Genomic DNA, 25,954 nt, shown 5'->3' with positions numbered 1-25,954 from the left:
CCGATTTGCAATTGGCAATGTTTGAAGGCTAATGATCGCTTCATTTTGCAATACTGGCTGGGTGTGGCTCCACATTTATTGGCATTCAAATTTAAGGGATCGGTTCCGAAGTAAAAGCCTCCGCTTTGTTGGTTGCGGTTTCGGGCATCTTGGTTTTTCTCGCTCGAATGCAGATTATTCCCTCCAGTATGTTGCCCGAGCGTGATGAGGGTGCACTGCGTCAATTTTTACAGGGCTGCCGTGATGCGGCTCGCGCCAAGGGGCATTTCCAGATAGCGAGTATCTCTTTGGCAGTGAAGCACATTGCGCCGCTGGCGGTCTTGCAGTCCATCTATGAGCCCGACGAATTACACTGCTATATCGAGCGCGCCAGCGACGATGAGGCGGTGGCCGCAGCGGAGGCAGTGGTGCAAGCGCGCTTTGATGGTTCTGATCGATTTGCCTCGGTGAAGGCCTTTGCCCAGGAGATATTGGAGCATACTATTGCGGTGGGCGATTTGAGTGAGGCTTTTACCGGGCCGCATTTTTTTACTGCTTTCAGCTTCGATGATACGGTCAGCGAGGGGGCTGCATTTCCGGCGGCGACGGTGTTTTTGCCACGCTGGCAAGTCTCTCGCTCGAATGGAAAGTATGGCGCAGTGGCGAATTTGAAGGTCGAGGCGGATACCGATATTGATAGCCTGGTAATGCGAGTCTGGGGCGCCTATCGCAAGTTTGGGGCCTTTGATTATTTACCAGAGGCGGCTTTGGAGGATGTGGCCGCGTCACCCAAGGTTGAGTCGCGGCGAGAGCTGGCGCCCGGCGTCTATCCAGCGGCTGTGTGTCGGGCGCTCGAAGCGATCGAGGCGGGTGCCTATGAGAAAATCGTGCTGGCGCGCGGTATCGAGCTGGAAGCGGATCGTCCTTGGCAACCTCTGGACACATTAAATCGTTTACGAGAGCGCTTCGCGGGCTGTTTTACCTTTTCGTTTGCGGGTGGAGAGGCGCGCAGCTTTATCGGCGCTACGCCAGAGCGTTTATTACAGATTCGCAATGGACATTTGTTGACGGAGGCGATTGCAGGTTCGGCCCCGCGTGGGCAGACTGCGGGCGAAGATGCAAAATATGCGCGAGCACTGCTGGAAAGTGAGAAGGATTTGCATGAGCATGTTTGTGTGCGCGATTCCATTTTGCGGCGTTTAGAGCGTGTGGGGGTTCAAGGGCATGCGGAGCCGCATCCGCAGCTACTTTTATTGGCTAATGTGCAGCACTTGCGTACTCGCATACAGGCGGAGGTGGGCGAGTCGGTGCATTTGCTGGATATGTTACCGGAGATGCATCCCACACCCGCGGTGGGTGGTTCGCCGCGTGAGCAGGCAGTGCCGTGTATTGCCGAGTTGGAGCAGATGGAGCGTGGGCTCTATGCGGGCGTGGTCGGCTGGTTCAATCACCTCAATGAGGGGGAAATGATCGTCGGTATCCGCTCGGCTCTTATCGAAGGGAAGCTTGCACGCCTTTATGCGGGTGCAGGTATCGTGAAGGGGTCCGATCCGGACAAGGAAATGCGTGAGACGGAGATGAAGTTGCGCGCTTTACTGGATGTGTTGGCTCAAGGCTAGGTGGCAGGGAGTTTGATTTACCCCGTGTGCTTGAATTAAAATTCCCTTGCGTGATCTATCAATTGAAAGTTTGTGCTACCCACGGAAGCGCTTAGCATGCTGCCTCAATGACACTTGAAGACCTAGGATGGAACGATCGCTTCGCGGCGGAATTTGCTGACTGCTTGCAGAAAGGCTGGGTGCCTGCGCGCTTGATTCGCGATAATAAGATCTCTTATGGCGCTGTGATTGAAGGCGGTGATGAGCTGGAGGTTTCGTTGGGGGGCAGTGTATATCATGCTGCCGAAACAGATGCGGCGCTCCCCTCGGTGGGCGATTGGGTGGCATTGGAAATGGGCGCGGATGAGAACGAATATGATGCAGTGATCCGTGCACGCCTGGAACGCCAAACATGCCTTTCGCGTAAAGCGCCTGGCAAGGGCACGGAGGAGCAAGTGATCGCAGCGAATGTAGATGTGGTCTTCGTGGTGACTGATGCGGGCCAGGATTTTAATGAGCGTCGCATGGAGCGTTATTTTGAAGTGATGCAGCGTAGTGGCGCGCGTTCGGTTGCCTTAATTAATAAGGCAGATTTACACCCCGATGAGTTGAATCAAAAGGCGGCTGCGGCCTTGCGTGCGTTGAATCCGGATGTTGAGGTGGTGATCACCTCTGCGGTGGATCGTTCCGGTGTCGCTGCGATTGAACATTACTTACAAGCTGGTGTCACGATTGCCTTGATTGGCTCCAGTGGTGTCGGGAAATCGTCTTTGATTAATCAGCTAATCGGCCAAGACTGGTTGTGGACTGGAGATGTCAATGCGGTCACGGGCAAGGGCACGCACACGACGACGGCGCGCGAGCTGCTTTGCCTGCAGCGTGGTGGCATGTTGATTGACAATCCAGGCATTCGTGAGGTCCACATGTGGACCGATGCCAAGAGCTTAAAGGCCAGCTTTGCTGATTTCGACGCGATTGCGGCGCAGTGTAAATTCAACGATTGTAAGCATGGAGCGGATAAGGGCTGCGCCGTTCAAGCCGCCATTTCCGATGGTCGCTTGAGTCGAGATCGTTTTATTAACTACCTGAAATTGGACTACGAACTGGAGCGGTTAAAGCAACGCAAGAAGAAGCATCAGATTACGATCGGACGTCGCAACCGTCGGGAGCTTAAATCTAAAAGCGAGAAATATAGTAAGAAGAAAGAGTTGTAGTTCTCCCTGGGAGGGAAGATCCATGCCGCTACGGTTACGAGTTTTGAAATTATACGGTGCCGGCCATCGTTGCGGCCTCCCAGGCTAGGCAGGCTTGCTTGCGTGTCTCGCCCCAATGATACCCGCTCAGGCGCCCATCGCTGCGCAATACCCGATGACAGGGAATCAGCCACGCGATCGGATTGGCAGCTATAGCAGAGCCCACTGCACGCACGGCTTGGGGGCGGCCGATCTGTTGCGCAATACTTGTATAACTGCACACATGGCCCGAAGGGATCTGTAGTAGCGCCCTCCAAACTTGAATCTGAAAGTGGGTGCCCTGAACAAATACATTGAGTGGCGCGTTTGTAGCTTGTGTACGACTGAAGGCTATTTGTGCTGCTTGAGCCGTAGCATCACGATCTTCGAGTAGAGTCGCGTCAGGCCATCGCTGCGCTAATTGTTTGAGCAGAGGGGCGACCCCATCCATAGGGATGAATTCCAGTGAGCAAATTCCGTGCTTTGTGATCCCGACTAAGCAGTCCCCAAAAGGCGTCGGGTGTTGTCCGTAGCGAATTGTGAACGATTTTATTTTTGACTTAAACTCATTTCGAGTGAGTGCCTGAATATTCACCAATGGACCATGCTGGGCTGCTGATTCGGAAAGCTTGGTGTCGTGGTTCGCTGCGAATTGCTCGGTTAAGCGTGCCAACAGCGAGCTCGTATATTCTGGGCGTAATAATTGTAAAAAGCACTCAGACCTGATGCCGGACCATCGTGCCAACAAGCGCTCGAATTGGGGTTCACTTAAATGAACGATCTCCGATAACTCTGCAGTACTCAGGCGTTTGGACGGATTGGCACACAAGTATGCAATAGCGCTTTCGATGCACTGGTAATCGTGGCGCGAATCAGATAGAAAGGAGTTTGCTGAATTTGGTGAAGAATCGATCTGCATATAAAAGACAGAATTGCTACGGCGCGCGAGTTTTCTTCGCTAATTTACGTCGGGGCTTTGGTCGAATCGATATCAGTGATCTGAGTTCAATCAGGCAATCCTTTACAGGTATGTCTTCAATTACTCAAGTGCCTCAAATAGCGCTTCCGGGCTAAGGCGCTCTTTGTAATTTGCGTCGAAGTGCCGGAAAGTGATGCGGCCTTCTGTGTCTGTGATGAAGATGGCCGGTACTGGGCGAATTTGAGTGTGGCCAGTTTTCGGGTTCTGCCATTTAAAAGCCAAGCCGAAAGCTTTTATCGCTGATAGTTCTGGATCTGAGTAAATACTATAGTTGAATTCAGATTCTGCGGCATATTCCTGTGCAGTTTCAGCTTGGTCGGGAGAGATCGCGATGATTCGATATCCTCTGTCGAGTAGGGCCTGCTCATGCTGTCCTATCGCAGCTAAGTGTCGTGTGCAATAAGGACACCAACTGCCACGGTAAAAAATGAGGATGTTCTTTCCGCCTGCTGTAATTTGACTGAGGGAGCGTTGCTGTCCTGCTGTGTCTGTTAAATCGACTTCTGGTAGTCGATTGCCTACTTCAAGGGGATTGACCTCGCTCGGATCACTTGGTGTCGCGGGGGCAAATGTAGGGCCGCTGATGCAGAGTAGGAGAGTGAGGAACTTGGCTTTGAATCGGTTTAGCATTTACATGAGAGTTCGAGTTCGTCTTTCTATTCCGTCAAATTACTTGATTCTTCCGCGGATTTTTTACGATCACAGATGACGATCTTACTAATTCCGGGGACTCTGGTGAAGCCTTTTGTGGATCAATTTTATTGCCGGGGCAGCATAGCCTTAGCCGCTCACTTTCTGGTAGAGTTTCGAGGGCCCTTTTGTTGCCCTGGAGCACTTTAGCGTTGTTTTTGCTGGGGAATTCTAATGCGCTTCAAATCCGCAAATTTAGATTTAAGACATTAGAGCCGCATCGTGATTCGCTATCAATACAAGCACCGCACCCTACGTTTTGCGATTCGTAGATTTATTACCTGCTTACCTGCATACTACGGTGGTTATTATCTGAGTATTCCATTAATGGGGGAGGTGTCTCATGTGGGAGGCTTGTGGGCTTTGATCTCCACTTTGATTGTTCTCCAGCCTAATCGAAAAGATGCTTGGCAAACTGCACTACTCCGCATGGTCGGTACTTTTATCGGGGCGACTTTCGCCGCGGTGTACCTTACCTTTCTGCCTTTTCATCCGCTTGGCATGTGTGCCACTATCGTGGCATCCGTTCTGGTCTGTGGAGGCTTCGGGGTTCCGAATTATGCGCGTTTAGCCTGTATCACTATTGCAATTATGATGGTTTCGACTGTGATTGATCCTCATATTACACCCTATATGAATGCCTTGCTTCGTTTTCTTGAGTCGGCGACCGGTACTTGTATTGCGGTCATCGTGACTGAAGTGTGGCCAGAGGAGGATCCGGATCACAAGAAGCCTGGGAGCTTGCGGCTACCTCTTTCGGATTTAAGCCGTAAGAAAAGGATTTCACGGGACGATTAAGGTAACGCGACGATTGTAATACTCTGTGCTCCGGCCCAATCTCCATCGGTAGAGGCAGGTGAATTCAGCTTAGCATAATCACCTAATTGTGGATAAAAGTCATATAGATTCAGCCCATGCCTGAGTCCATTGCTTGGGAGAACGGCCATACATGCGCTTGAACTCGCGGCTGAATTGAGAGGAACTGACGTAGCCGACTTCCAGGGCAGCTTCGTTCACGGTTGTCCCGCCCGCTATTTTCATGGCGGCCTTATTCAGACGCATCGCCTTTACGAACTGGATGGGCGACATCATGGTCGCCTGCTTGAATTTTCGATGGAATACGGCGCGGCTCATTCCAACCTGTGTGGCGGTGTCGTCGATCGTGATGGGCGTATCCAAACGGGAAGACATATACTCGATTGCGCGAGCAATTTCGTTGCCCACTCCAAAGGCGCGCCTAGCTGAGTCGCCGGCTTCGCCTTTTAATACGGCGTAGTACAACTCCCGTAATCGGGTTTCGCCCAGCAGCGATGTATCCATGGGGTCACTACATAACTGTAGTAGTCGCAGCAGGGCTTCGCTGAAAGTGTCGTCCCAGCGAGCGAGTGCAAAGCCAGCCGGGAGTGGCCGCTACTAGGCTTTGCAATCGCACCCGCAGCGCTTTCCATCTCGATTGCCAGTTGCGTCATTACTCGTGTATCCAGTGAGATGTAGGCGCCGAGGAGCGGATTGTCTGGTGAAGCCGTCGGGGTGCCTGCCTCCACGGGCAAGGATATGGAGCAGCACAGGTATCGACTGTTGTCATACACATAACGTTTGCCATCTAGAATCGCTTCCTTGGCGCCGCTCACGATGGCCACTACAGTGGGTTTGTAGATGGCCGGTGCGCAGCTCATCGGCTTAGTCACTCGGAACAGTTGCACGCCCTTTATCCCGGTTTCTACCATGCCGTCTTGGTGTAATCGGCTTTGGATGAGCTGTTGAATCGATTCTGTATGCATGTCGGTATGCTAGCATGCGGAGATGTAATTTGCTAGATGAAGATACAAATAGGCAAGTTTTCGAGATGAATGCGCCTAGTTTTGCGAGGTGCTTGAGAGTATAGTTGTTTGTAGCAGGTGAGCGCCTGTTTGAATACTATTGATACAATAAGGAATAAGAACAATGACCACGAACTATACATTTGGCCCCAATGGCTGGACTCCTGAGCAAGTCGGAAGCCTCGCCGGTAAAACATATGCCATTACTGGCGCGAATAGCGGAGCGGGGTATCAGGCTGCGCGGCTGTTGCTGTCGAAGGGAGCGCAAGTGATGATGCTGAATCGCAGTGCCGAAAAATCGGCGGCCGCGATCGAAGGATTGAAGCAGGAATTTGGCAGAGAGGCGGAGCTTCGTCTCGTGCGTATGGATCTGGCAGTGCTGGAGTCTGTACGCGAGGCAGCAGCGGAAGTGCTAGAAACGCTGCCACGCATCGATGCACTTATTTGTAATGGCGCCATCGCGCAGGTGGCCCAACAAGAGATGACTGTAAACGGCTTTGAAAGTCATTTGGGTGTGAACCACCTGGGGCACTTTCTGCTGTGTGGATTGCTCTTCGTGCGTATCCAGGAGTCAGCCGGACGCATTGTGGTCGTCGGCAGTAATGCGTATCGAATGGGGCTGAAGCGAATTCAGTTTGAAGATCTTAACTTCGACCAAAACTACTCCGCCTGGAATGCTTATGCTCAGAGTAAACTGGCGCAGATGATGTTTGGTTACGAGTTACAGCGCCGAGTTCAAGCTGCGGGCAAACAGGTTCAGGTCTATGTATGTCATCCGGGGGCGGCGCGAACAAGTTTGATCCGGGAGAATGCCAACTGCATCACCAGAGCCCTCGCGGCCTTGCTCTCTCCGTTGGCCCAATCGGCCGAGCGGGGCGCTTGGCCAGAAGTGATGTGTGCCACCCAAGCGGGCTTGAAATCTGAGAAGTTATACGGTCCGACCCAACGGGGGGAGATGGTGGGCCCTGTTGGCGAGTGTGCTCTGGCAGGTCTGGCACTGGATCAGGAGCAAGCGCATAAGCTTTGGAAACTCTCTGAGGAGAAAACTTCCATGCCTTGGTTGCTTTAGCTTGAGCGGGTCTCGGACGTATTTTTCTGTCTTGCGCTCAGTCTAAAAGTGCTGGAGTCGCGCGGGGCAAGGAGAGCAAATAGCGATTGCCGCCTTCCTTGATTTGTTCCATGGTGAACATGGCTCCCAACTTGACTGCGAGGTCTCGGGCAACTGGCAGGAAGAGGACTTGACCGTGGCTTTCCTGCCTCAGTGGATTGACCAGGGGAGCTTGCCCGCTTAAGAGTGAGAGTAGGGCTTCGGCGTCGAGCTGTTGGCCCTTGTCGCGAATATCGAGCAAAATATGACTGCCGTCGGCATGATCGCTGATTTCTACGGAGATCGATTGTTTTCTGGAGGAGGTTGACAAGGCCGCCATTAAGATTGCGTAAATAGTTTGTGTGAGGAAGTCGCTATCGCTCAGCACATGTGCGTTGTAGTTGTCGTTCTCCTTTAACTCGATTTGGACCTCCTCAATGGCGGCCGCTTCGCTGATACTGCGGATCGAATCGATGACGACTTCGAATATACGCACGGGCGCTTTCTGTGGGCTGAGGTCGCCACGAGACCAAGCCAGCAGAAACATCATGTGCTGAAACGTGGATAACAGCCGGTAGGCCGAGCGATTCATTTGCTCCAGCAGTTCCTTCTTGTCTTCAGCTCCTTCACTCATGCGTAATAGGTCTGAGTAGCCTGTGATGGCATTCAAGGGGGTGCGGAATTCGTGGGAGAGGCAGGAGTAGATCTGGCTGCGCGGGTTCTCTCTTGGATCTATTCTATCTGAGAAGGCGGAGGGTAATCCAACCGCTTGCTCGGCGTCTAAATCGATGCAGTACATTGTGACCGATTCGTCCCCGTTGCGGGTGAAAATATGACTTGAATGCACTTCGACCAGGCTTCCGTCTTTGTGTTGTAATTTTAGGAAGCCGCCTAGTGGGGGGACACCAGTTGCCAACCAGGCGTTGATTTCGTTGCGAACCTGATCTTGCATGGATTCAGGGATAATCAAATTTTCGAGCGTTTGGCCCAGTGCTTCTTTCCGAGAGTAGCCGTAGAGTCGTTCGCTCGCCCGATTCCAATACACAACTTCATGTGATTCGTTGTAGCCTTGGATCGCAACGTCCTCGGCTAAGTTGATAAAGGGCGGTTTGCTTGTGACGGACATTGGTTGTAAATTCGGGCAAGACTTATCCGAGTGCTCAAGACTCTTTCGATGCTTGCGAGGCGTAATAAGGTTCCACTGTTTCTAAGTGGCCTTGCACGATTTTGCTAATCGCTTCCGCGGGCATCTCGCCTTTGTGTAGTTCAAAAATCGCGACCAATAGTGAAAGCTCAATGTCCATTTTCTTCGGGGTGGTCGCCTTCATTTCGGCTAGTATTGCCAGCGCTTTTGTTTCAGCCTTCTTGTAGTATTTAAAATTTTCCTCATTCGGTGTAGTCATTGTTTAAGGATCTTACAATGCTGCTGCGAGTCAAGTGACTAGGACGGAGTCCGAGCGTTTGGGGACTCTTGTGGCATCTTCGCTTCCACTGCGGGCCTTACAGAGATTTTAAGTATTCGAGTAATGCGCGTCGTTGTTCTGCATCTAGTTTGTCGGCGTAAGGATGCCCTTCAGCAGAGTGTCCGAATAAGGTGGTGTCGTAGATGTGTTTGTGCCCGCCAGACTCCACCTCTTGATAAATCCATCCGACTCGTTCAAGATCGTAGTCTTGCTGCTTGAAACTGCGTCTCCAATAGCGTGGTCGTAGGCTGGAGTCGAGTAGAGCCTCCAGTGTCGGGACGGAGCCATTATGCAAATAGGGGGCGGTTGCCCAGATGCCGTCCAAGGGTGGGGCCACGTAGCCCGGAGAGGGCGCTAGACGACCGGCATGTTCGCCTTGTCCAAACCAGCTTTCCTTGTAGGTCACTCCGTAAGTGGCGTCTTGTTTCTGGGCGTTGAGCGCCATGGCAGGGTCGGTGCCGATCTTGTCGAGATGTATCAATAGGTTCGGATAGCTCCATTCTTTACCATACGTTCCGTGGCAAGAGGCGCATCGTTGTGAAAAAATTTCTTCACCGTGCTCAAGTAGCTCGGTATCGATTCGATTGGGGTACTTTGGTGGCCTCAAAGTGTCGATGTAGGCATGCACGTCGACGAAATGAGCGTCGATTTTTTCAGCTTCGTCAATGGAGCGCAGCGTGTAGAGGCTCGATGCCATCATAGTGCGTGCGAAATCACCACGTCCCATGCCGTTGTGGAACATTGCGTTTTTTTTGTGGAGCAGCCAGAATGCGGGCACATCGCTCGGGATAACTTCGTCGGCCGGCGGAAGTTGAAATCGAGGAGTCTCACTCCAACTCAGCGTTTTGGGGTCCCGGTGTGCACCCAACACGAGCGCGAGTTTGAGGGCCGGGTTTGTGCCCACGACTTTCGTGCGAATGTGCGGGCCGACGGCGAGGGTGGCGTCGCGAAAGGCGGCATAGGCTTCCCGTGGTTTAGGATCGGCTAATTCAGTGACGCTAAGCAGTTGATCGATCTTTTTCGCGTAGGCTGAATTGTCTCCGGTGAAATCTCTGAGAGTATTTCCCAGGCCTAAGATGAACTCGCCGTTGAGTTCTTGAGAGTGGCAAGCGAGGCAGTTGCTGGAGGCGATTGCCCTACCATTGTGAGCTTTTATTGCGGTTAGGTAGGGCGGCAGTGTGGCGCTCTCTCCTGCTCTTCCTAGTTCGTTACGACTGTGATTTTTTTGGAGCACGCGGTAAAGCTCGAGTGGGATGCCGCTCTTAATGTAATCGCCGTTAATTAAGTAATCACGTCCTCGTTGAGCATCTCCGATTCGCTGCTTTGACGCTGGTAATTCTATCCGCCCCCGGGAGTCGAAGGCTTCGATTGTTGAGCTGGTAATTGCATGTGTGGTCAGCGTTCCGGTTATGATGACGAAAAAGGCCAAGAGGAATCGGCAACGTCGTGTCAAGTGGAGGCGTCTGACTTTGCTTTGTGCTCTGGAGATTTTCTCAAGAACTGAGCAGGAAGATATCAGTTTGAACATGATGGGGTGGGGCTTGCAGTTTTTAAGTTAGTCGATCTGTAGCTTACAGGGCAAATGCAAAGTAGGAATTTAGCTGCCGATATACCGTATCATTACACCATTACACTCTCAAACTATTCTCCACTACTACTACTACTACTACTACTACTACTACTACTACTACTACTACTACTACTACTACTCTAAAAGATGACATAGTAGGAGCTTCAGTTTAGCGATCACTCGCGCCTGGCAACTCCTCCCATGTCATCTTTTGGAGTCTTAAACGAATGTAAGGAGATCTCTTATATTGCACTATTTGCTGTGTATTTGCTCTAGTGTGCTGTCTAGTGCGGCCGCCATTTTACTTTTAGTTTCGTTGTAAGCTGTGTTGTTTGCCATGTTCGTAAACTCGTTCAAATCGTTTTGGTGGTCATACAATTCTTCACTGCCGTCACCATAGCGGATATAGCGGTATCTTTCGTTTAGAATAGAAAAGCTGTTTTCCTTCCACCCAGTGATTGCGGGATAGGGCCATTCTGTTGTCGGGGCTTTGAGTAAGGGCACAAGACTCCGTCCTTGGTTGATTACGTTTGTGGGTAAGTCGCACAGCTCAACAAGAGTGGGATAGAGGTCCAATAGGCTCACTACACGTTCAGATCGTTGACCTGCTTGATGGCGCGGGTCGACGATGATCATCGGGACATGAGTGGAGCGGTCCCAGAGCGAGTGCTTTTGGAAGGTGTTTTTCTCGCCGAGTTGATAGCCATGATCGGACCAAAGGACAATGATCGTGTTGTCTCGGTAGGGGCTGGCATCTAAAGCATCCAGCACCTTGCCGACTTGAGCGTCAGCAAAGCTTATACTGGCAAGATAGGCATGTAAGATATTACGCCATTGCTTATTTTCGATCGCCCAATCCGTGCGGGGCATGTTTTCATATATGCTGATTCGTTTCGCGATGTCTGGAATGTCGTCTAAATCGTCTGAGCGGTAGGCCGGCAGTGTCAGCTTGTCTTTATCATATAGGTCAAACCACTTTTTGGGGACATACCATGGGACATGCGGGCGTAAAAAGCCGACCATCATGAAGAATGGCTTCTGGTGTTCGGCTTGTAGCTGTTCAACTGTCCATTGAGCGGTCCGGAAGTCGGGTAGTTGATCATCACGTTCCGGGGCCATTGCCCAGTCCGTTCTGGTGTTCTCTTGTGGCCAATTCTCTTTTAGTAGTCCGGTGCCTTCACTGAAGTCTTCTCGGCCACCGCTGACATCGACGCTATTCTCAGGCACATGTGTGTGGTAAATTTTGCCAATAGCCAAAGTGGTATAGCCGTTCTTGGAGAAGTAGCTGTGCAGCAAATCCGTTCCCATTTCGTTGGCTCGCTCTTGGAGATCATTATCCTTCATATGATGATCGTAGCCTAGGGCCGAGGGGTGTAAGCCTGACATGACGCTGGCTCGCGAGGGGCCACAGATCGGAAACTGGCAATGCGCGTTTGCAAACACGGTGCCTCTCTCTGCAAGACGATTCATGTGTGGGGTCTTGGCGTCTGGGTAGCGATTTGCGAACGCAGGGAAATCATTCATGTCATCGACCGAGATGAACAATACATTCGGTTGGTTGGACGCATATACGGTCGCACCCAGGGCGAGGTATAGCATTGATAGAAGAGTCTTCATTTTGCTGAACTGTCTTTTCCATTTTGAGGATGGAGAATTAAATGATTGGGAGCCGTCATCTTTAGTTCGATACGGCTGAAGGTGGCTATTGGCCACAGCCTGAGGGCATTGCGAGGAAAGGACAACGTAGATGCGGACTTTTCAGTGAAATTTTAGCCAGCCCGCATGTCTACTTGAATGCAGACTGCTCTAAAATCGCCTGGGCATCTTACCGAGGAATCCTCTGTTTTGGACAGCAGTGGTTCCTCAGATTTCTATTATCAGTCCTGCTTACTGGGCTGCACTTGCGCTAATACGATAAAAAACATGGCTACCATCGTGATCTGGTAAGGTGGCGACTTGCTCCCCTTGATCACCAGCAAAATCAAGCTCGTCCACTGCCAGCCAACTATCTGGGTCCGTTAAATCTGTCGTGTATTCGACAGCGAAGTTTACATTGTCACTGTGCGGTCCATAGTGCAGCTTTAACCCCTCTATGCCTTTAGAGATCCAATTTTGCAGGTGATCGTTACTATTCCTAACATCAGTGCCAAGACGGCTCTCCAATTTGTGCCCCCAGCCATCCCCATCAAGATCTTCTGCGGGGCCGCTGAGCATGACTGCAGTAAAACCCTGCCAAGTAGGCTCTGAAAACCCAACGGCACCTTCGTAGAAATAAATCGTTAAGTTCGAAGGGGTATCCCTATAAAAGATGTCGGAATCAACGTGACTAGGTGCCCCAGCTTCAAAACTTATATTGGTAAGGCGCCAGCATCTATCAAAAGCCAAATTCCCAATCGAATCTAGGTTGCCTAAAATTGATATGCTCTTGAGGCGGGAACAACCTTCAAAAGCCGCTATACCAATAACTGACACATTGCTAGGAATTGTAACATGAGTTAAACTTGAACAATCATTAAAAGCTAATGCATGGATTGTCTCCAGACTGCTAGGCATTGAAATTTCGGTCAAATGGTAAGATTGCAAAAAAGCACTGCGCTCGATCGTCACAACACCATGCGGTATTTCGTAGGGTCCGGTGCGACCAGAGGGGTAATTAATCAAAGTTGATTTGGATTTATTAAATAGAACACCATCGATACTCGTATATGACTGATTCATTGGATCCACATCAATGCTTAGCAAGCTATGGCAAAGCGCAAACGCATTATAACCGATACTTACCACGCGGCTAGAGATAGTGACGACGGATAGGTCTTCACACCAGCCGAAGCTGAACATTCCGATACTTGTGACGCTGTCTGGGATGATTATAGATTGTAGATCGCGGCATTGATAGAATGCACTGTTGCCAATTTCAGTGACACCATTTGAAATAGTCACCGCAGTGAGACTAGAGCATCCACGGAAGGCATCGTCGGAAATCCTCGTCACTGGCTGACTATTTATCATTGCAGGGATGATCAGAGCGCCCATGGCATCTTCATTACAATCGGTAATCGTCACTTCCGCAGAATCTCCACTTACACTGTAGGTCAATGTTACGTTGGTGCCTGCGACTAAGTAAGTCTCGGCGTTGCCCCACGAGGTGATACCAGACAGTGCAAGCAGGCAGAAAATAGAATGGATCAATCGTTTCATTTTCATCAATGTTCTTAGTATTAACATTGAAAATCACAAACGAACATGCTAACGCAATGAAATTAATCGATTCGAAGTTCACTAGTGTCCAAAACAGGTTTTGCCGTGCCATTTGGGTCATGTCATTACCTTTGTGGTCAGCTCTTTGTATGCCTTGGTTTTGTCGCCTTTGTTCTGTTTGAATTCGGAAACATATCGGCTGACTGCATCAGGCGTTCCCATGTTAATCTGTTGGGTGATTCAGACATTGGTAGCGCTGGACTTTTGTTTCAGTAGGGTGACCAGCATCACTTTCTATTCGGCTGATTTGAGATCTGCTACGATTGATTTGGCATCCATAGCGTCCTTGACGGAGCACGACAGTGCGTAGATGGCGTAGCCCGCAGCGCGGGTGAGTGAAGCGGGTGCCCCTCGGGCAGCTTGGCGAGCAAACAGCTTGCCGTGCACTTTGCGGAACTTGTGGTAGCGATTCGCGAATGTGGACTGCAACCACTGTTCCGGTCTGCTACGCAGCCGGTCTTGTCGGCCATAGGCCTCGGAACATCCCATAGATCAAATTTCCTTTCGGTGTGCGGACGACCAGGTGGAAGTGGTTGGTCATCACGCAAAATCCTTCAAGTATCCATTCACATTTCTCGCAGGCTTCAAATAAGCACTTCTCGAATGCTAAGTGGGCACCTTCGTTGATGAATAAATCCTGCCGGCATGTCCGCCGTAGCTCGTTTAGCGAAGGAGGGTAGTTCCCACGGTTGATGATGTGGTAAACGCCGTTCTCTTTCTCAATTCGAAGACTGCGAGCCATGATTTTAAAAGAGTGGGGGATGCTGGCTATACGTTGACCACAAAGGTAATGACATGTCATCTTTTTTTGCCCGCAGCATTTATGGTTTTTTAAGTATTGTTTTCTACTGGCTCGTTAATGCTCTCATTAATTCTGACTTCCATCCGTCTGATTGTTTGTGATGAATTAACTTTTTAACTTTGTTTGCATGGTAGGCGAGTAGCTTGGACTTTGGTAAGCGTGAAAGCGTTTTCCATGAGTCAGTGAAGACGTAAGCCGCATTGCCATAGTTCGGATTTTCCAAGAGCACTTTTGTTGTCCAAGGGTATAAGAACGCGAAGTAACCGGAGAACTCATTCTGACCTACATAGATTTTATTTGGGTTTAGGGAATACGCAGTGTCGAGACGTGAGCGATCAAAAGCTTCGTCTCTGTATACTTTAGATTTTTCAATTGCGCTATTTAAACGCTCAAAGGTCGTTTCGCCGGGAGGCAGAAGTTCCCATGCAAGCTTCTCAGTTGCAAGTTGCTTCACTTGCTCTTGTTTCCTTAGTTTAGCAGTATATAATTGCTCAACTTCGGCTATGAGTTTCTCGCATTCCTGTTTGTGAGTCAATGATGTCTCTTGGGAGCAATATTCCTTGCATTCGTTTAACATGGACTCAAATTTTTTCTGATATAGTGAAAAAACTCTCGGCGAGGCTTGGACTTTAAGCCAGCCCCACATGTTAACTTTGATAAGAGTCCGGAAATTGCGGCGGTTTAAATTGCCGAGTGGATTCGGTTCGCCTCGAGCGAATCTTTCATCGAACTCCTTGTGCTCTGCCAACAGTTCTTCGAGAACCGCCTTATAGTCTTCGTCCATTTCTTCTTGTTTCATATCTATGCCTACAAATATAGCCTACCTTCGATCGTTAGTGGATTCAGGTTAACTTGAAAGAGTGGACGCAGGTCGTTCTTCACTTCTTGGTGAGGGTGTCCATAGTGGCTGGGATCTGAGCAACAAACCTTTAGGCAGAGATCTCGAAACTCTGGGCCGACTTGAGGACACCAATTTTTCCGTGAACCATGATGCATGACCTGGAAGACCGAAATAGCGGTCCATCTTTCTACACCGAGATGCTCTTTTAGTGCATTGATCCTGTCCAGTGTGTCGAGGTATCCGTCTCCTGTGTATAGTTGGCTTACCATGCGAACTCCGGAAGCGTAATGAAATCTATGGTTCCGTATCCACCGGCGAGCCATATACTTTTCGCCGCCATATACGCCATAGATTGAGGGATTCCGCCATGTGCTGTAGATTGGGCCACAATAAAGAAACAATGAGATGTCGTTTCTACTTGGTCCATCGCTTCCAAAGGTTGAGTCGTATAGACTTCTAAGCTGAGCGATTGCTGATTTCGAGTTATTGAGCAACTGGTCCTTTAATTGCATGACCTGATTCTTGAAGCTTGTCGGTATGGCTTGGATTCTTTTTTCGTTATACGGAATGAATTCCCAGAACGGGCTAATCGTGATACCTGTGTCCGCTCCCAGGTATTCAACCTGAGTTTTCTCACCACTTTTCGCGATTAATCCAGGGGCATGTCGGACTAGTGTATCATCTTCAGGAGGCTTTTGTTCAGAAAAATATCTAGGTTCAACTTCGCGGTTTTCCTTATCGCGATCCGGCGATTCAGGCGGATATTCACCTTCTGCAGGAGGGGCGGTATCGCCACTGCTTGGAGGAACAAATACAATACGCTCAATGCCCTTGGGCGCGTGTTCGGTTAGGTAGCTGGCGGGATCAATCAAAAAGTCCAGGATTTCGGCAGTATCACCATCCGACTCACTTCCAAGCGCAATCAGTAGTCGCTCCGTTAGACCTAGATAAGGCAGTAATAGTATCTTTACCCTGAATCTGGTGAGAAGCTGAACCACACCATTTACATGGTCTTTGTCAAAGTGAGAGAGAGTTAGGAGGTCTATGGTCTCGGTTTTGCGTCCCACTCTTGATAGTTTGTCCAGTGAATGGTCTATATTCTGCGCTTTGGTCCCAAATGCTCCCTTGGAGGCGCTACCACAATCATAGACCCAAAGGTATTTGGGCTTTTGCTTATAGGGATCAAGTAAAGCACCGGAAGAAAAGAGGCCTTGGCCAATGCTATAGTAGTTATATCTGAAGCGGATGTAATTCATAAATCTGTAAATGCAGGTGGTTCTTCCCCTTCGGTAATGTGGTAAGTTCCATTCTGTTTAGAAACCTTAGGAACCCGCCAGTATGCATCGCGCCATTCATTTTGATACTTGTGATAAAAGGCTTTTTCTTCATCTGGACGATATCGCCTGAGTGTCTGCGAATAAAGATCCATAACTTGCAGGAATGTTAGTTTAAAGACGTCATCTACTCGTGCTAGGGTGCGGATGTGGTCGAAATGCATCACACCTGTGGTATCTGAAAAGTAGAGCTGCTGTTCCAATGTTTGACCGTGGGTTGCTTCGGATAGTTTTCCAAAAAATACTTTATACACTGCTTCCTTGTTGAGCTTGATTGCTATGTCTCTTAACCCGCTGACCCCAAAGGGCACATACCATTCAACGTCCTTCCCTGATTTTTTCATCCGTTGTTCAAACATGTCGTTCACAGTGGCCAATTCAGGATGTTGTAGACGTTTGTCATCCTGATTGACTGCATTCCATAACTCAGCTTGATCAAATCGTTTGGATGTTCGACTCGTGTCCATGCCTTTCATGTGCTGTTGATGAGCCTTATGCTCTGCTGTTCCCTCAAGTGCGCAGCGATTCCAATAGCGCTTCTTCCGGATATTCCAGACAAAGTAAGCGACTCCACGCTTTTCGTAGTCTTCTTGACAGATCCATTCAATGTACAGGTTGATTTCGAAAATGGACCGTATGTGTGCCTGGCATGCAGTCGTTGCACCTTCCTGGACAAGGATGTGAATGGCATCAAGGGCGCTGACTGCATGTTTAAGGAAAGACCCGATGCAGACGATGTCTGGTAGCTGTTTGTCTGAGCTATCAAAGCAGCGCGGGACTAGGTTGGTGCCGTAGTTCACCATCTGCTCCAGCAGTTTTAGCTGAGGTGCGAAAGATTCTTCGATTTGCAAGCGAAAGATGCTACGATCTAGGATCGATTTGTGTGGGGTGTCAGGCATTAGATTTACCGTAGTTTCCCTCTGGTTGCTTCAACTTCAGATCCGTCGCTGGTTTTCACTCGCAAGCCAGTAAGCCCGTTCGACAATAGATCTGAAATGGCCTGTGGGTGAATGTCTCCCTCTGGACGCGAAGTATGAGAGAAAAGGTTGCGCGATAGTTCCTCCAGTAACTGAGGCGGAAGTTCACTTTTTCGTTCCTGCGCGTCACGCACCGCTTCCAATATCCACGAAGAGCGCCCGATGTCGACTAGGCGAGTTCTATTCCGAAACTCCTCGTCGGAGTGTTGCCTCGCCCAATCTCCAGACCAACGGATAAAGTAGATCATGAATGTTATGAAACCGGCCAATGGAAATATCGATTTTGCCCAAATCCCAAGCCACTGCCACCATTCGAGGCTAGCGATCTTGTCGACATCTTGGAGTAAGTTGTAACTGTGCCAGGTCGCATATAGGCTAAGCAAGCCCGTGAAGATTAACGCTGCGCAATAAGCAAAAGCAATTGGCCTACGTTTTTTTGTAGTCCCAGGAGTAAGTTTCCATTCTTCAAGCCAATCTTGTACTTGTTTAATCTGCTCTGCCTGTTTTTGCCTTGCCACATAGTGAGACTCCTTGGTCTCGAACTCAGCCTCGCGTTTTTCTTGTGCTTTTTCTTTTATCTCCAGCTTATCAAGTCGAGATTGATGAGCTTCTTCCAAGGTCTTACGCTCTTCTGCAATTTCGCCTCTAAGTTTTTCTTCGAGTTGGGAGAACTTTTTAGATCGGGCCTCGTCCAACCGGGCATTCTGTTCGCTAGCCTTGAGGATCAAATCTGCTGTTGCCTTTTGGAGGCTATTGAGCGTGGCGGACTGAGCTTTTCGATATCGATTCCACGTTGTATCTTTTTCCCCCTCAAAGGCAGCTTCAATATCCAGGGCTCTTAGTGCTTTTCGCGCGCTACTCATTAACGCAACGAAGCGCTGCGCCTTTTGATTCTCGTCCTTACTTTGATTGAATGCATTGTTGTGAATCTCGGCGTTATCAGTGACCTCTGATTTGCGTTGGATTTGAAATACCACGACATTCCCTTCTTGGAGCCTAAATTCTGGTATGACCTCTGAATGATTGTTAAAGACAAACTGTAGGCTTTTTTCTTCAGCAGGAATTTCACCATTTAGCTGAACCAAATTGCCCGTGGGCGGTAGGTTTACATGAATGGTCAATTTCCAGACGTCATTCAGCTCGTCCCGGATTCGACCAAGGGCGTTTACGATATCAACGTCAGTTTGTTTCGGGATATGAAAAGGATGCATTGTGAGCAGTTATTGAGGTTTGAGTGAAGATAGACAGGTGAAGGAAATTAAATTTCGCCGAAATTCTTTTTGTTGAGATTCCGCACGAAACCGTCTTCTCCAGGGAAAAGAGTGGCTTCGTTTATATTTTCTGAATCGAGGATATCCAGGGCCTCATCCCGGTCTTGGTAAGGCAGGGGCTGGAAAACGGGTCATGTCGTTATGTTTGTATTCTTAGCTTCCTTCGACTTTCGGATGGCTGCTGCGGCTTCTTGAACGCTCATGTCTTCGAGGGTGGCGTCGCGCTCTTTAGTGTAATTACCCTTTCCGTTCTTGAATTGATTCAAGAAGCGGACGGTGTCGGCTACGCCTAAGCGTTCGCAGAGCACTTGGTGTGCTTCTGTGGAGACTTGATTCAGTGTTTTGGCTGGATGGCTCATGGTTCTAATTCTTGGACTAACTCTAATCCTGAAACGACTTTAGGCTGAAAAAAGATGACATGTAATTACCTTTGTGGTTGTCCGTGGAGCGGCCGTGGGGTTGGCATATACATTTAATGATTTATTTGATCGATCCATGGTTTGAGGCCAGCTTGCCGCGTCTGGGTGTAACGGTCGAGTGTTTTTGATAATTCGGCGAGTGTCTGTATGATCTGATCGTAGCCGCTGGAGTTCATGCTTGATTTTTATCGGCGGTTCTCTACTTTGATGAGCGTTCACCTCGGAAATCCTTCTCCCGTCCTTCGCGACGGTGCTCGGAGCCGGGGTTTCTTTTTGCCCTAAACTTTGGTTCTTCTAGCTAACCTGTCAACGTTAGGGAGATTCGCAAGTTTTTGCGTAAAGTGGACGCATGTTGCTTAGACGGAACATGGGTGTGGTCGGATCCGGCTTCGCTGAGCTACGCCGGGACAGGTTGATCGGATCGGACGGATCACTTTATACGGGCGCGGTGCCTTTGCAGTCGGGGTATTGGGTGCAGCCCCAAAATTGGTGGCCTTCGTTTTTGCCCTGGCGGGCGGTGCGGAGGGCCATGAGCTCGCCGCAGATTGGGCATTTGGGGATGTGGCTTTGATCCGGCTTCGTTGAGCTACGCCGGGACAAGTCAGTCTGATTGGCCCGATCGGACCGATCCTTTTTACGCCTTTCGGCGATGCGGGCGCTGGCGAGTTGTTCGGAGAAGCCGCCGCCTTCGATGAAGTTTTGCTCTTGGCTAATCAGCTGCTGGTCGAGCAGGTAGTTGGCTTGATGAATCAAGCAGATTAGGCTGTTGGCGATCACGGCGGGATCTTCGTGCTGGAGCACGGGGGCGTAGAGCTTGGCGCGGGCGCGGTCGCCGGCGTCTTGGGGATCGTGCAGGGGGGAGTTTTCGGGAGCCTTGCGAATTTGACTGCCGAGCTCACGTACTTGCTTGGCCTGGCTGCCGTTGGGATCCCAGAGGGGCAGGTCGTTTTGGCGTAGGTAGTCTTCGAAATCGAGCAGCAGCTCTTCGAGACTGGCGCGGGCGACATTGGTGAGTTTTAGCTCGGACTTGGTGCTGACCGCACCGGCGCGGTTGCCTTCGGCGATGTTTTGCCGTCCGCTGCGGGCGGCCTGGATCATTTGGTCTTGGGTGCGACTGTAGCCGCTCACGAAGCGCCGGCAAAAGCTGACGGTGCCGTCGTAGATGAGCGTGGTGGTTTGAAAGCTACGCAGTTTCCGATAGCCCCCGCTGGGCCGCAAGCGGCGTTTCGCTGGCTGGCGGTCTGCGGGGGCGTCGGGCATTTTGGTTTTTTGGTTTTGGGGGTGTTGTTTGGGGGGAGGATCGGTCGGATTGGTCGGATCGGTCGGATGGTTGGGGATCGGTCTGATCGGACGGATCCGACCGATCAAACTTCCGCTGCGAAGCGGCGCGCGTTTTGAAACATCTTGAGCCAAGGGCCGGCTTCGCCGGTGAATTGATCGGCTGGGCGGTAGCTCATCTGAACGCTGCGGAAGCAGCGCTCGGGGTGTGGCATCATGATGGTGGCGCGGCCGTCGGTGGTGGTGAAGGCGGTGGTGCCTGCCGGGCTGCCGTTGGGGTTGGCGGGATACTGCTCGGTGGGTTCGCCTTGGCCGTCGATGTAGCGCATGCTGATGAGGTCGCCTGTGAGGCACTGCTCGAAGTCGCCGGTGGCGGAGAAATCGGCGCGGCCTTCGCCGTGGGCGACGGGGATCGGTAGCAGGCTGCCTGCCATGTCTTTGAAGAAGATGCTGGGGCTCTCCATGATCTCGACGTTGCTGTAGCGGGCTTCGAATTGCTCGGAGCGGTTGCGCTTGAATTGTGGCCAGTGCTCGGCGCCGGGGATGATTTCCTTGAGTTGGGAGATCATTTGGCAACCATTACACACGCCGAGCGTGAAGGTGTTTTCGCGCTCGAAGAAGGCTTGGAACATGTCTTTCAACTTTTGGTTGTAGAGAACGCTCTTGGCCCAGCCGGAACCGGCGCCTAGGACGTCGCCGTAAGAGAAGCCGCCGCAGGCGACGAGGCCGGCGAAGTCTTTGAGGTCGACCTTGCCGCTGAGCAGATCGGTCATGTGGACATCGATGCTCTGGAAACCAGCGCGGTCGAAGGCGAAGGCCATTTCGTTTTGGCCGTTGATGCCTTGTTCTCTGAAAATGGCGACCTTAGGTCGATTTTTAGAGATGGCGGATGAGTGATTAATGATGGCGGATGCGGGATCTGGGATGAAAGTCGACTCTGGCGCGGCTGACTCTGATGCGGGCGTGACAAGTCGCGCCCCTACGTTTTCGGCGTCGGGGTCGAAGGTGGGCCGGATCAGGATTCCTGCGTTATCTTCATCTAACAAGCTATTATACTCTTCCAATGCGCAGGCGGGGTTGTCGCGCTGGGCTTGCATGCGGAAGCTTAACTCGGACCAGGCGCGGTTGAGCGTGGTGATGGTTTCGCTGTAGATTTCTTGGCCTTCGAGGCTGATGTTGAGCGTTGGCTCGGCGCTGGTGTTGCCGATTAGGTGCGTTATGTCGCTGACGCCGTGCTTGGCGAGGATGGTCATGACGGCGGCGAGCTTGGATTTGTCTAGCTCGATGACGGCACCTAACTCTTCTGCGAAGAGAGTGGAGAGTATGGAGTGGGGAGTGAAGAGTTCCTTTGAGTCTTCCCACTTTCCACTTTCTACTTCCCACTGAGCTTCCACGAGCTTGTCGAGGATGACGTTTATGCCTTTGCGGCCGGCGATGGCCATTTCGGCTAGGGTCGCCAATAAGCCGCCGTCGCCGCGGTCGTGATAGGAGATGATGAGGCCTTCTTTGAGCAATTCTTGGATGGCATTGAAGAAGCCGACGAATTTTTCAGGATCGTCGAGGTCGGGGCAGCTGTTGCCGATTTGATTGTAAACTTGGGCGAGGGTGCTGCCGCCTAGGCGGTTTTTGCCGGCACCGAGATCGATTAGCAGCAGGGCGCTGTCATTGGACTTGAGGTCGGGGGTGGCGGTCTTGCGCACGTCCTCGACGCTGGAAAATCCGGAGACCATGAGGCTGAGCGGGGAGACTTGTTTGTGGTCTTGGCCGGAGCTGTCTTTCCAGCTGGTGCGCATGGACATGGAGTCTTTGCCGACGGGGATGCAGATGCCGAGGGCGGGGCAGATTTCCATGCCGACGGTTTTGACGGTGTCGTACAGGTTGGCGTCTTCGCCGGGCTCGCCGGCGGCGACCATCCAGTTGGCGGAGAGTTTGATGTTGCCGATCTTGCCGACGTAGGCGGAGGCGATGTTGGTCAAGCACTCGCCGATGGCAATGCGGCCGGATGCGGCGGCGTTGAGGATGGCAATGGGTGTGCGTTCGCCCATGGCCATGGCTTCGCCGGTGGTGCTGTCCATGCTGGTGGCGGTGACGGCGACGTCGGCGACGGGGGTTTGCCAGGGGCCGACCATTTGATCGCGGGCGACCATGCCAGTGATGCTGCGGTCGGCGATGGTGATGAGGAAGCTCTTATTGGCGACGGCAGGGAAGCGCAGCACGCGGTCGATGGCTTCGGGTAATTGAATTTCGGATACGTCGAGCTCGGCGTGGTCTTCGACCAGACGAGTGACGTCTTTGAGCATCTTGGGTGTTTTGCCGAGCAGGACGCTCATGTCCATGTCGATCGGGTTGTTTTCAAAGTGGGAGTCTTCCAGCACCAGTTGTCCGTCGTTGGTGGCTTCACCGACGATGGCGACGGGGCAGCGCTCGCGCTCGCAGAGTGCCTTGAAGGCTTCGATGCGGTCGGGCATGACGGCCATGACGTAGCGCTCTTGGGATTCGTTGCACCAGATCTCCATGGGCGACATGGAGGAGTCTTCGTTGTGAATGTTGCGCAGGTGGAAGCGTCCACCAGTGGCTTCGACCAGCTCGGGCAGGCCGTTGGAAAGTCCGCCGGCGCCGATGTCGTGAATGGAAAGCATGGGATTGTCCGCGCCGAGGGCGATGCAGCCGTCGATTACTTGTTGGCAGCGGCGTTCCATTTCCGGGTTGCCGCGCTGGACGGAGTCAAAGTCGAGGGCTTCGGATTGGGAGCCGGCGCCGATGGAGGAGGCAGCGCCGCCGCCGAGACCGATCTTCATGGCCGGGCCGCCGAGTTGTAGAATGAGAGCTGTGGGAGGGATCGGCTTTTTATCGACGTGCTCACGCTTCATGTTGCCCATGCCGCCAGCGACCATGATGGGCTTGTGGTAACCGCGGTGTTGGCCGTTGTGCTCCAGCTGGAGGGTGCGGAACATGCCGCAGAGTTGTGGACGGCCAAACTCATTGCCAAAGGCAGCGCCACCGATCGGGCCTTCGAGCATGATGTCCATGGGCGAGGCCATGCGGCTCGGGTGCTCGGCGATGTGCTTTTCCCAAGGCTGCTTGTAGCCGGGCACTTCCAGATTGGAGACCATGAAGGCAGAGATGCCTGCCTTGGGGCGGCCGCCGATACCGGTGGCACCTTCGTCACGGATTTCACCGCCCACGCCGGTCGCGGCACCCGGGAAAGGTGAGATGGCGGTGGGGTGATTGTGGGTTTCGACTTTGCAAAGAATGTCCAGCTGGCTGGGAGTCTTTTGGTAGGCGAAGCTGCCGTCCTGTTGGTTGACTTCCCACCAATCGGCGGGGGCGCCGGGGATGACGCCACAGTTGTCCGCGTAGGCGGAGAGCGTGCCTTCGGGGTTGAGCTTGTGGGTGTTGCGGATCATGCTGAAGAGCGACAGTTCGCTCTTCTCGCCGTCGACGATCCAGTCGGCATTGAAAATCTTGTGGCGGCAGTGCTCGGAATTGACCTGCGAGAACATGACCAGTTCGGCATCGGTGGGGTCGCGCTCCATCTTTTGGTAGGCCTTGACCAAGTAGTCGATTTCGTCGGGCGACATGGCGAGGCCCCAGTCGATGTTGGCCTTGTAGAAAGCGTCGGGGCCCTCGGCCATGAGAGGTACGGTGCGGAAGGGGGCGGGCTCGAAGTGGCTGAAAAAGTCGGATACGTCGTCGTAGACCGCTTCGGTCATACGGTCGTGCAGGGCGAGCAGCGCCAAGCCGAGGTCTTGCATGCTCAGCACCAGGCCGTCCTCGGTGGTGAGGATGAAGTGGATGCCGCGCTCGACGCGGGCAATGGCGTCGAGGCCGCAGTTATGGAAAATGTCGGTCGCCTTGGAGGACCAGGGAGAGATGGTGCCTTTGCGTGGGGTGACGAAGAAGCCGCCTTCGTTGGCGCGGGCGAAGTGCTGTTCGGCTGCGAGCAGGGCGAAGGCACGCTCGGTGGTCTGGTCGTCGAGCGGATGGGCTGACTCGATGAAGTAGACTTCGACCGCGTCGATGGCGGCGATGTCGTGTGCGGCGATGGCATCGTTGAGCGCGTTTTTAAGCGCGGTGAGACGGAAATCGGAGAATGCCTGACGGCCTTGGAGAATGATTGGTTGCATAGCTGGAAAGTCAGAAAAGTCTAAAACCAGCTACGTTGGCGAGCGAAGGCGCAGGGAACAATACGAAAAGTACCTTTGTTGCTTCCTGTGTGACGGCTGTGCTGTGGGGGCGTAATGGGGGGGCGCTGACGTTTTTGAACCGTTAATTTACGTGAATGAACGTGAATTTTTATGACTGAAAGTGCGGTTGCTAGGTTGTGCTTCGGGCTTTAGCTGACGCTTTGAGGGTGCTTTTAGGCAGAATCATTTTTACGGGACGTGGATTTGTGGGCAGTGATCGGGAGAATTTGATCGAGTTTTTTGGATTGTGACTCATCGTTAGGGGGCATGAATGATATTCCTAGGATCATTGCCCACCGTGGAGCTTCGGTCGCGGCACCGGAAAATTCGATTTCTGCGCTGCAGCGGGCTTGGGTGGAAGGCGCGGATGGCGTGGAATGTGATGTGCGCCTGACTGCGGATTGCCAGGTGGTGTGCATTCACGATGCTGATACGGAGCGGGTGGCAGAACGAAATTTATCAGTCGAGGCGCATACTTACGAAGAGTTGGCACAGTTGGATGTGGGGCTGAAAAAGTTGGCAAATTTTAAGGGAGAGCGCATTCCGCTGCTGAGTGAGTGGTTGGCGAATGTGCATGCGGGGAAGAAGGTTTTGATTGAGCTGAAGACGGGGGCGGAGATTTTAGTGCCTTTGTTTGAGGTGCTCGACGCCGCTTCGGTGGCGCTGAAGCAAATTGTGCTGATTACATTTGATCTCGAGATGGTGCGAGCACTGAAGGCGCAGCGGCCTGGGCTGGGCGTGTATTGGTTGATCGATGTTAAATCGAATTGGCTGGGGCGTTCTAAACTGAAACTTGCGGATGTGCTCGACACGGTGGTGGACACCAACGTGGATGGAATCGGCTTGCGGTGTCACTCGGGGATCAATCGCGAAATGGTGAAGGCGATCTTGGAAGCAGACATCGATTTAAACATCTGGACCGTGGACGATCCTGTGGATGCGCGGCGTTATGCTTCGTTTGGTGTGACTTCGATTACGACGAATTGCCCTGAGGTGATTCGCTACGCTTTACAGAAATAGCGGGCAGCCTGTTCGCTGAGGCTGAAGGGACGGCGATTTGGAACCGTCAATTTACGTTCATTTGCGTGTATTATTATGACTGGGAAATACGCGTGTTGGCTGTGCCTGGAAACTGGGGAATCTATTTCCTATGTCTGAATTTGATTGGA

Annotated in this window: 22 protein-coding genes and 1 pseudogene; 6 read left to right on the top strand and 17 right to left on the bottom strand. The window is 51.8% G+C overall.

Going from position 1 to position 25,954, the window contains the following annotated elements; all coding sequences use genetic code 11:
• The first annotated feature begins 167 nt into the window (after window positions 1-167).
• Both SH580_RS08880 and rsgA read left to right on the top strand, forming a co-directional pair.
• Complete coding sequence (locus SH580_RS08880) at window positions 168-1,598, top strand: isochorismate synthase (protein ID WP_319834646.1); 1,431 nt, start codon at window positions 168-170, stop codon at window positions 1,596-1,598.
• A gap of 107 nt (window positions 1,599-1,705) precedes the next feature.
• Complete coding sequence (gene rsgA, locus SH580_RS08875) at window positions 1,706-2,791, top strand: ribosome small subunit-dependent GTPase A (protein ID WP_319834645.1); 1,086 nt, start codon at window positions 1,706-1,708, stop codon at window positions 2,789-2,791.
• 49 nt (window positions 2,792-2,840) lie between these two features.
• Here rsgA and SH580_RS08870 read toward each other — a convergent pair whose 3' ends face one another.
• The gene (locus tag SH580_RS08870) at window positions 2,841-3,482 is read right to left on the bottom strand and encodes a methylated-DNA--[protein]-cysteine S-methyltransferase (protein ID WP_319834644.1); all 642 of its coding nucleotides are present in this window, start codon (window positions 3,480-3,482) and stop codon (window positions 2,841-2,843) included.
• A 366-nt stretch (window positions 3,483-3,848) separates the two neighbouring features.
• The gene (locus SH580_RS08865; protein WP_319834643.1) at window positions 3,849-4,418 is read right to left on the bottom strand and encodes a peroxiredoxin-like family protein; all 570 of its coding nucleotides are present in this window, start codon (window positions 4,416-4,418) and stop codon (window positions 3,849-3,851) included.
• Between the two features lie 282 nt (window positions 4,419-4,700).
• On the opposite strand from SH580_RS08865, the gene SH580_RS08860 reads away from it, so the two are divergent.
• Complete coding sequence (locus SH580_RS08860) at window positions 4,701-5,276, top strand: FUSC family protein (RefSeq protein WP_319834642.1); 576 nt, start codon at window positions 4,701-4,703, stop codon at window positions 5,274-5,276.
• Between the two features lie 99 nt (window positions 5,277-5,375).
• Here SH580_RS08860 and SH580_RS22010 read toward each other — a convergent pair.
• Window positions 5,376-6,259 (bottom strand): annotated as a pseudogene (locus SH580_RS22010) (AraC family transcriptional regulator).
• A gap of 163 nt (window positions 6,260-6,422) precedes the next feature.
• Here SH580_RS22010 and SH580_RS08845 point away from each other — a divergent pair.
• Window positions 6,423-7,367 carry an SDR family oxidoreductase gene (locus SH580_RS08845; RefSeq protein WP_319834639.1) on the top strand — a complete coding sequence of 315 codons (945 nt, stop codon included), beginning with the start codon at window positions 6,423-6,425 and terminating at the stop codon, window positions 7,365-7,367.
• A 37-nt stretch (window positions 7,368-7,404) separates the two neighbouring features.
• On the opposite strand, the gene SH580_RS08840 is transcribed toward SH580_RS08845, so the two are convergent.
• The 3 genes from SH580_RS08840 to SH580_RS08830 all read right to left on the bottom strand — a co-directional run bounded on the left by SH580_RS08840 (window position 7,405) and on the right by SH580_RS08830 (window position 10,301).
• Window positions 7,405-8,511, bottom strand: a complete 1,107-nt coding sequence (locus SH580_RS08840) for a PAS domain S-box protein (protein WP_319834638.1) — start codon at window positions 8,509-8,511, stop codon at window positions 7,405-7,407.
• Between the two features lie 34 nt (window positions 8,512-8,545).
• The gene (locus SH580_RS08835) at window positions 8,546-8,788 is read right to left on the bottom strand and encodes a hypothetical protein (protein WP_319834637.1); all 243 of its coding nucleotides are present in this window, start codon (window positions 8,786-8,788) and stop codon (window positions 8,546-8,548) included.
• A gap of 97 nt (window positions 8,789-8,885) precedes the next feature.
• On the bottom strand, window positions 8,886-10,301 hold the full coding sequence (locus tag SH580_RS08830) for a c-type cytochrome (protein WP_319834636.1): 1,416 nt from the start codon (window positions 10,299-10,301) through the stop codon (window positions 8,886-8,888).
• A gap of 129 nt (window positions 10,302-10,430) precedes the next feature.
• On the opposite strand from SH580_RS08830, the gene SH580_RS08825 reads away from it, so the two are divergent.
• Entirely contained in the window at window positions 10,431-10,562 is a 132-nt protein-coding gene (locus tag SH580_RS08825; RefSeq protein ID WP_319834635.1) for a hypothetical protein, read from the top strand.
• Between the two features lie 108 nt (window positions 10,563-10,670).
• Here SH580_RS08825 and SH580_RS08820 read toward each other — a convergent pair whose 3' ends face one another.
• From SH580_RS08820 to purL, 11 genes are all read right to left on the bottom strand, one after another.
• Window positions 10,671-12,035, bottom strand: coding sequence for a sulfatase (locus SH580_RS08820; protein WP_319834634.1), 1,365 nt, complete (start codon window positions 12,033-12,035; stop codon window positions 10,671-10,673).
• Window positions 12,036-12,305: 270 nt separating this feature from the next.
• Window positions 12,306-13,616 carry a leucine-rich repeat domain-containing protein gene (locus SH580_RS08815; RefSeq protein WP_319834633.1) on the bottom strand — a complete coding sequence of 437 codons (1,311 nt, stop codon included), beginning with the start codon at window positions 13,614-13,616 and terminating at the stop codon, window positions 12,306-12,308.
• 294 nt (window positions 13,617-13,910) lie between these two features.
• A complete protein-coding gene (locus SH580_RS08810; protein WP_319834632.1) occupies window positions 13,911-14,165 on the bottom strand; it encodes a hypothetical protein in 255 nt (84 codons plus the stop codon).
• Window positions 14,166-14,521: 356 nt separating this feature from the next.
• The gene (locus SH580_RS08805) at window positions 14,522-15,277 is read right to left on the bottom strand and encodes a hypothetical protein (protein WP_319834631.1); all 756 of its coding nucleotides are present in this window, start codon (window positions 15,275-15,277) and stop codon (window positions 14,522-14,524) included.
• 8 nt (window positions 15,278-15,285) lie between these two features.
• Complete coding sequence (locus SH580_RS08800; protein ID WP_319834630.1) at window positions 15,286-16,575, bottom strand: ComEC/Rec2 family competence protein; 1,290 nt, start codon at window positions 16,573-16,575, stop codon at window positions 15,286-15,288.
• Window positions 16,572-17,552, bottom strand: a complete 981-nt coding sequence (locus SH580_RS08795) for a DUF5677 domain-containing protein (RefSeq protein ID WP_319834629.1) — start codon at window positions 17,550-17,552, stop codon at window positions 16,572-16,574. Before SH580_RS08795 ends, SH580_RS08800 begins: the two co-directional genes overlap by 4 nt.
• A gap of 5 nt (window positions 17,553-17,557) precedes the next feature.
• Window positions 17,558-18,841, bottom strand: coding sequence for a hypothetical protein (locus tag SH580_RS08790; protein WP_319834628.1), 1,284 nt, complete (start codon window positions 18,839-18,841; stop codon window positions 17,558-17,560).
• Window positions 18,842-19,032: 191 nt separating this feature from the next.
• Window positions 19,033-19,260, bottom strand: coding sequence for a hypothetical protein (locus SH580_RS08785; protein WP_319834627.1), 228 nt, complete (start codon window positions 19,258-19,260; stop codon window positions 19,033-19,035).
• Window positions 19,261-19,373: 113 nt separating this feature from the next.
• Window positions 19,374-19,496 (bottom strand): hypothetical protein, encoded by a 123-nt coding sequence (locus tag SH580_RS08780; protein WP_319834626.1) that lies wholly within the window; start codon window positions 19,494-19,496, stop codon window positions 19,374-19,376.
• Window positions 19,497-19,755: 259 nt separating this feature from the next.
• Window positions 19,756-20,580: a four helix bundle suffix domain-containing protein gene (locus tag SH580_RS08775; RefSeq protein WP_319834625.1), complete on the bottom strand. Its 825-nt coding sequence runs from the start codon at window positions 20,578-20,580 to the stop codon at window positions 19,756-19,758.
• 104 nt (window positions 20,581-20,684) lie between these two features.
• Entirely contained in the window at window positions 20,685-24,725 is a 4,041-nt protein-coding gene (gene purL, locus SH580_RS08770; RefSeq protein WP_319834624.1) for a phosphoribosylformylglycinamidine synthase, read from the bottom strand.
• Between the two features lie 327 nt (window positions 24,726-25,052).
• Between purL and SH580_RS08765 the strand changes: the two genes are divergently transcribed.
• A complete protein-coding gene (locus SH580_RS08765; protein ID WP_319834623.1) occupies window positions 25,053-25,805 on the top strand; it encodes a glycerophosphodiester phosphodiesterase family protein in 753 nt (250 codons plus the stop codon).
• Window positions 25,806-25,954: the final 149 nt, after the last annotated feature.

This window comes from Coraliomargarita algicola, from assembly GCF_033878955.1.
Classification (GTDB): Bacteria; Verrucomicrobiota; Verrucomicrobiia; order Opitutales; family Coraliomargaritaceae; genus Thalassobacterium; species Thalassobacterium algicola.
The sequence above is the reverse complement of the archived record's forward strand: the minus strand, read 5'-3'. Positions and strand labels throughout refer to the sequence as shown.

Bases quoted from the DNA above. Each gene is read 5' to 3' on its own strand.
- SH580_RS08765 (WP_319834623.1), top strand. From the start codon at position 25,053: ATGAATGATATTCCTAGGATCATTGCCCACCGTGGAGCTTCGGTCGCG.
- purL (WP_319834624.1), bottom strand. From the start codon at position 24,725: ATGCAACCAATCATTCTCCAAGGCCGTCAGGCATTCTCCGATTTCCGT.
- SH580_RS08780 (WP_319834626.1), bottom strand. From the start codon at position 19,496: ATGAACTCCAGCGGCTACGATCAGATCATACAGACACTCGCCGAATTA.
- SH580_RS08840 (WP_319834638.1), bottom strand. From the start codon at position 8,511: ATGTCCGTCACAAGCAAACCGCCCTTTATCAACTTAGCCGAGGACGTT.
- SH580_RS08800 (WP_319834630.1), bottom strand. From the start codon at position 16,575: ATGAATTACATCCGCTTCAGATATAACTACTATAGCATTGGCCAAGGC.
- SH580_RS08815 (WP_319834633.1), bottom strand. From the start codon at position 13,616: ATGAAACGATTGATCCATTCTATTTTCTGCCTGCTTGCACTGTCTGGT.
- SH580_RS08775 (WP_319834625.1), bottom strand. From the start codon at position 20,580: ATGCCCGACGCCCCCGCAGACCGCCAGCCAGCGAAACGCCGCTTGCGG.
- SH580_RS08835 (WP_319834637.1), bottom strand. From the start codon at position 8,788: ATGACTACACCGAATGAGGAAAATTTTAAATACTACAAGAAGGCTGAA.
- SH580_RS08880 (WP_319834646.1), top strand. From the start codon at position 168: ATGCAGATTATTCCCTCCAGTATGTTGCCCGAGCGTGATGAGGGTGCA.
- SH580_RS08790 (WP_319834628.1), bottom strand. From the start codon at position 18,841: ATGCATCCTTTTCATATCCCGAAACAAACTGACGTTGATATCGTAAAC.
- SH580_RS08810 (WP_319834632.1), bottom strand. From the start codon at position 14,165: ATGGGATGTTCCGAGGCCTATGGCCGACAAGACCGGCTGCGTAGCAGA.
- SH580_RS08785 (WP_319834627.1), bottom strand. From the start codon at position 19,260: ATGAGCCATCCAGCCAAAACACTGAATCAAGTCTCCACAGAAGCACAC.
- rsgA (WP_319834645.1), top strand. From the start codon at position 1,706: ATGACACTTGAAGACCTAGGATGGAACGATCGCTTCGCGGCGGAATTT.
- SH580_RS08820 (WP_319834634.1), bottom strand. From the start codon at position 12,035: ATGAAGACTCTTCTATCAATGCTATACCTCGCCCTGGGTGCGACCGTA.
- SH580_RS08825 (WP_319834635.1), top strand. From the start codon at position 10,431: ATGCAAAGTAGGAATTTAGCTGCCGATATACCGTATCATTACACCATT.
- SH580_RS08795 (WP_319834629.1), bottom strand. From the start codon at position 17,552: ATGCCTGACACCCCACACAAATCGATCCTAGATCGTAGCATCTTTCGC.
- SH580_RS08865 (WP_319834643.1), bottom strand. From the start codon at position 4,418: ATGCTAAACCGATTCAAAGCCAAGTTCCTCACTCTCCTACTCTGCATC.
- SH580_RS08805 (WP_319834631.1), bottom strand. From the start codon at position 15,277: ATGAAACAAGAAGAAATGGACGAAGACTATAAGGCGGTTCTCGAAGAA.
- SH580_RS08845 (WP_319834639.1), top strand. From the start codon at position 6,423: ATGACCACGAACTATACATTTGGCCCCAATGGCTGGACTCCTGAGCAA.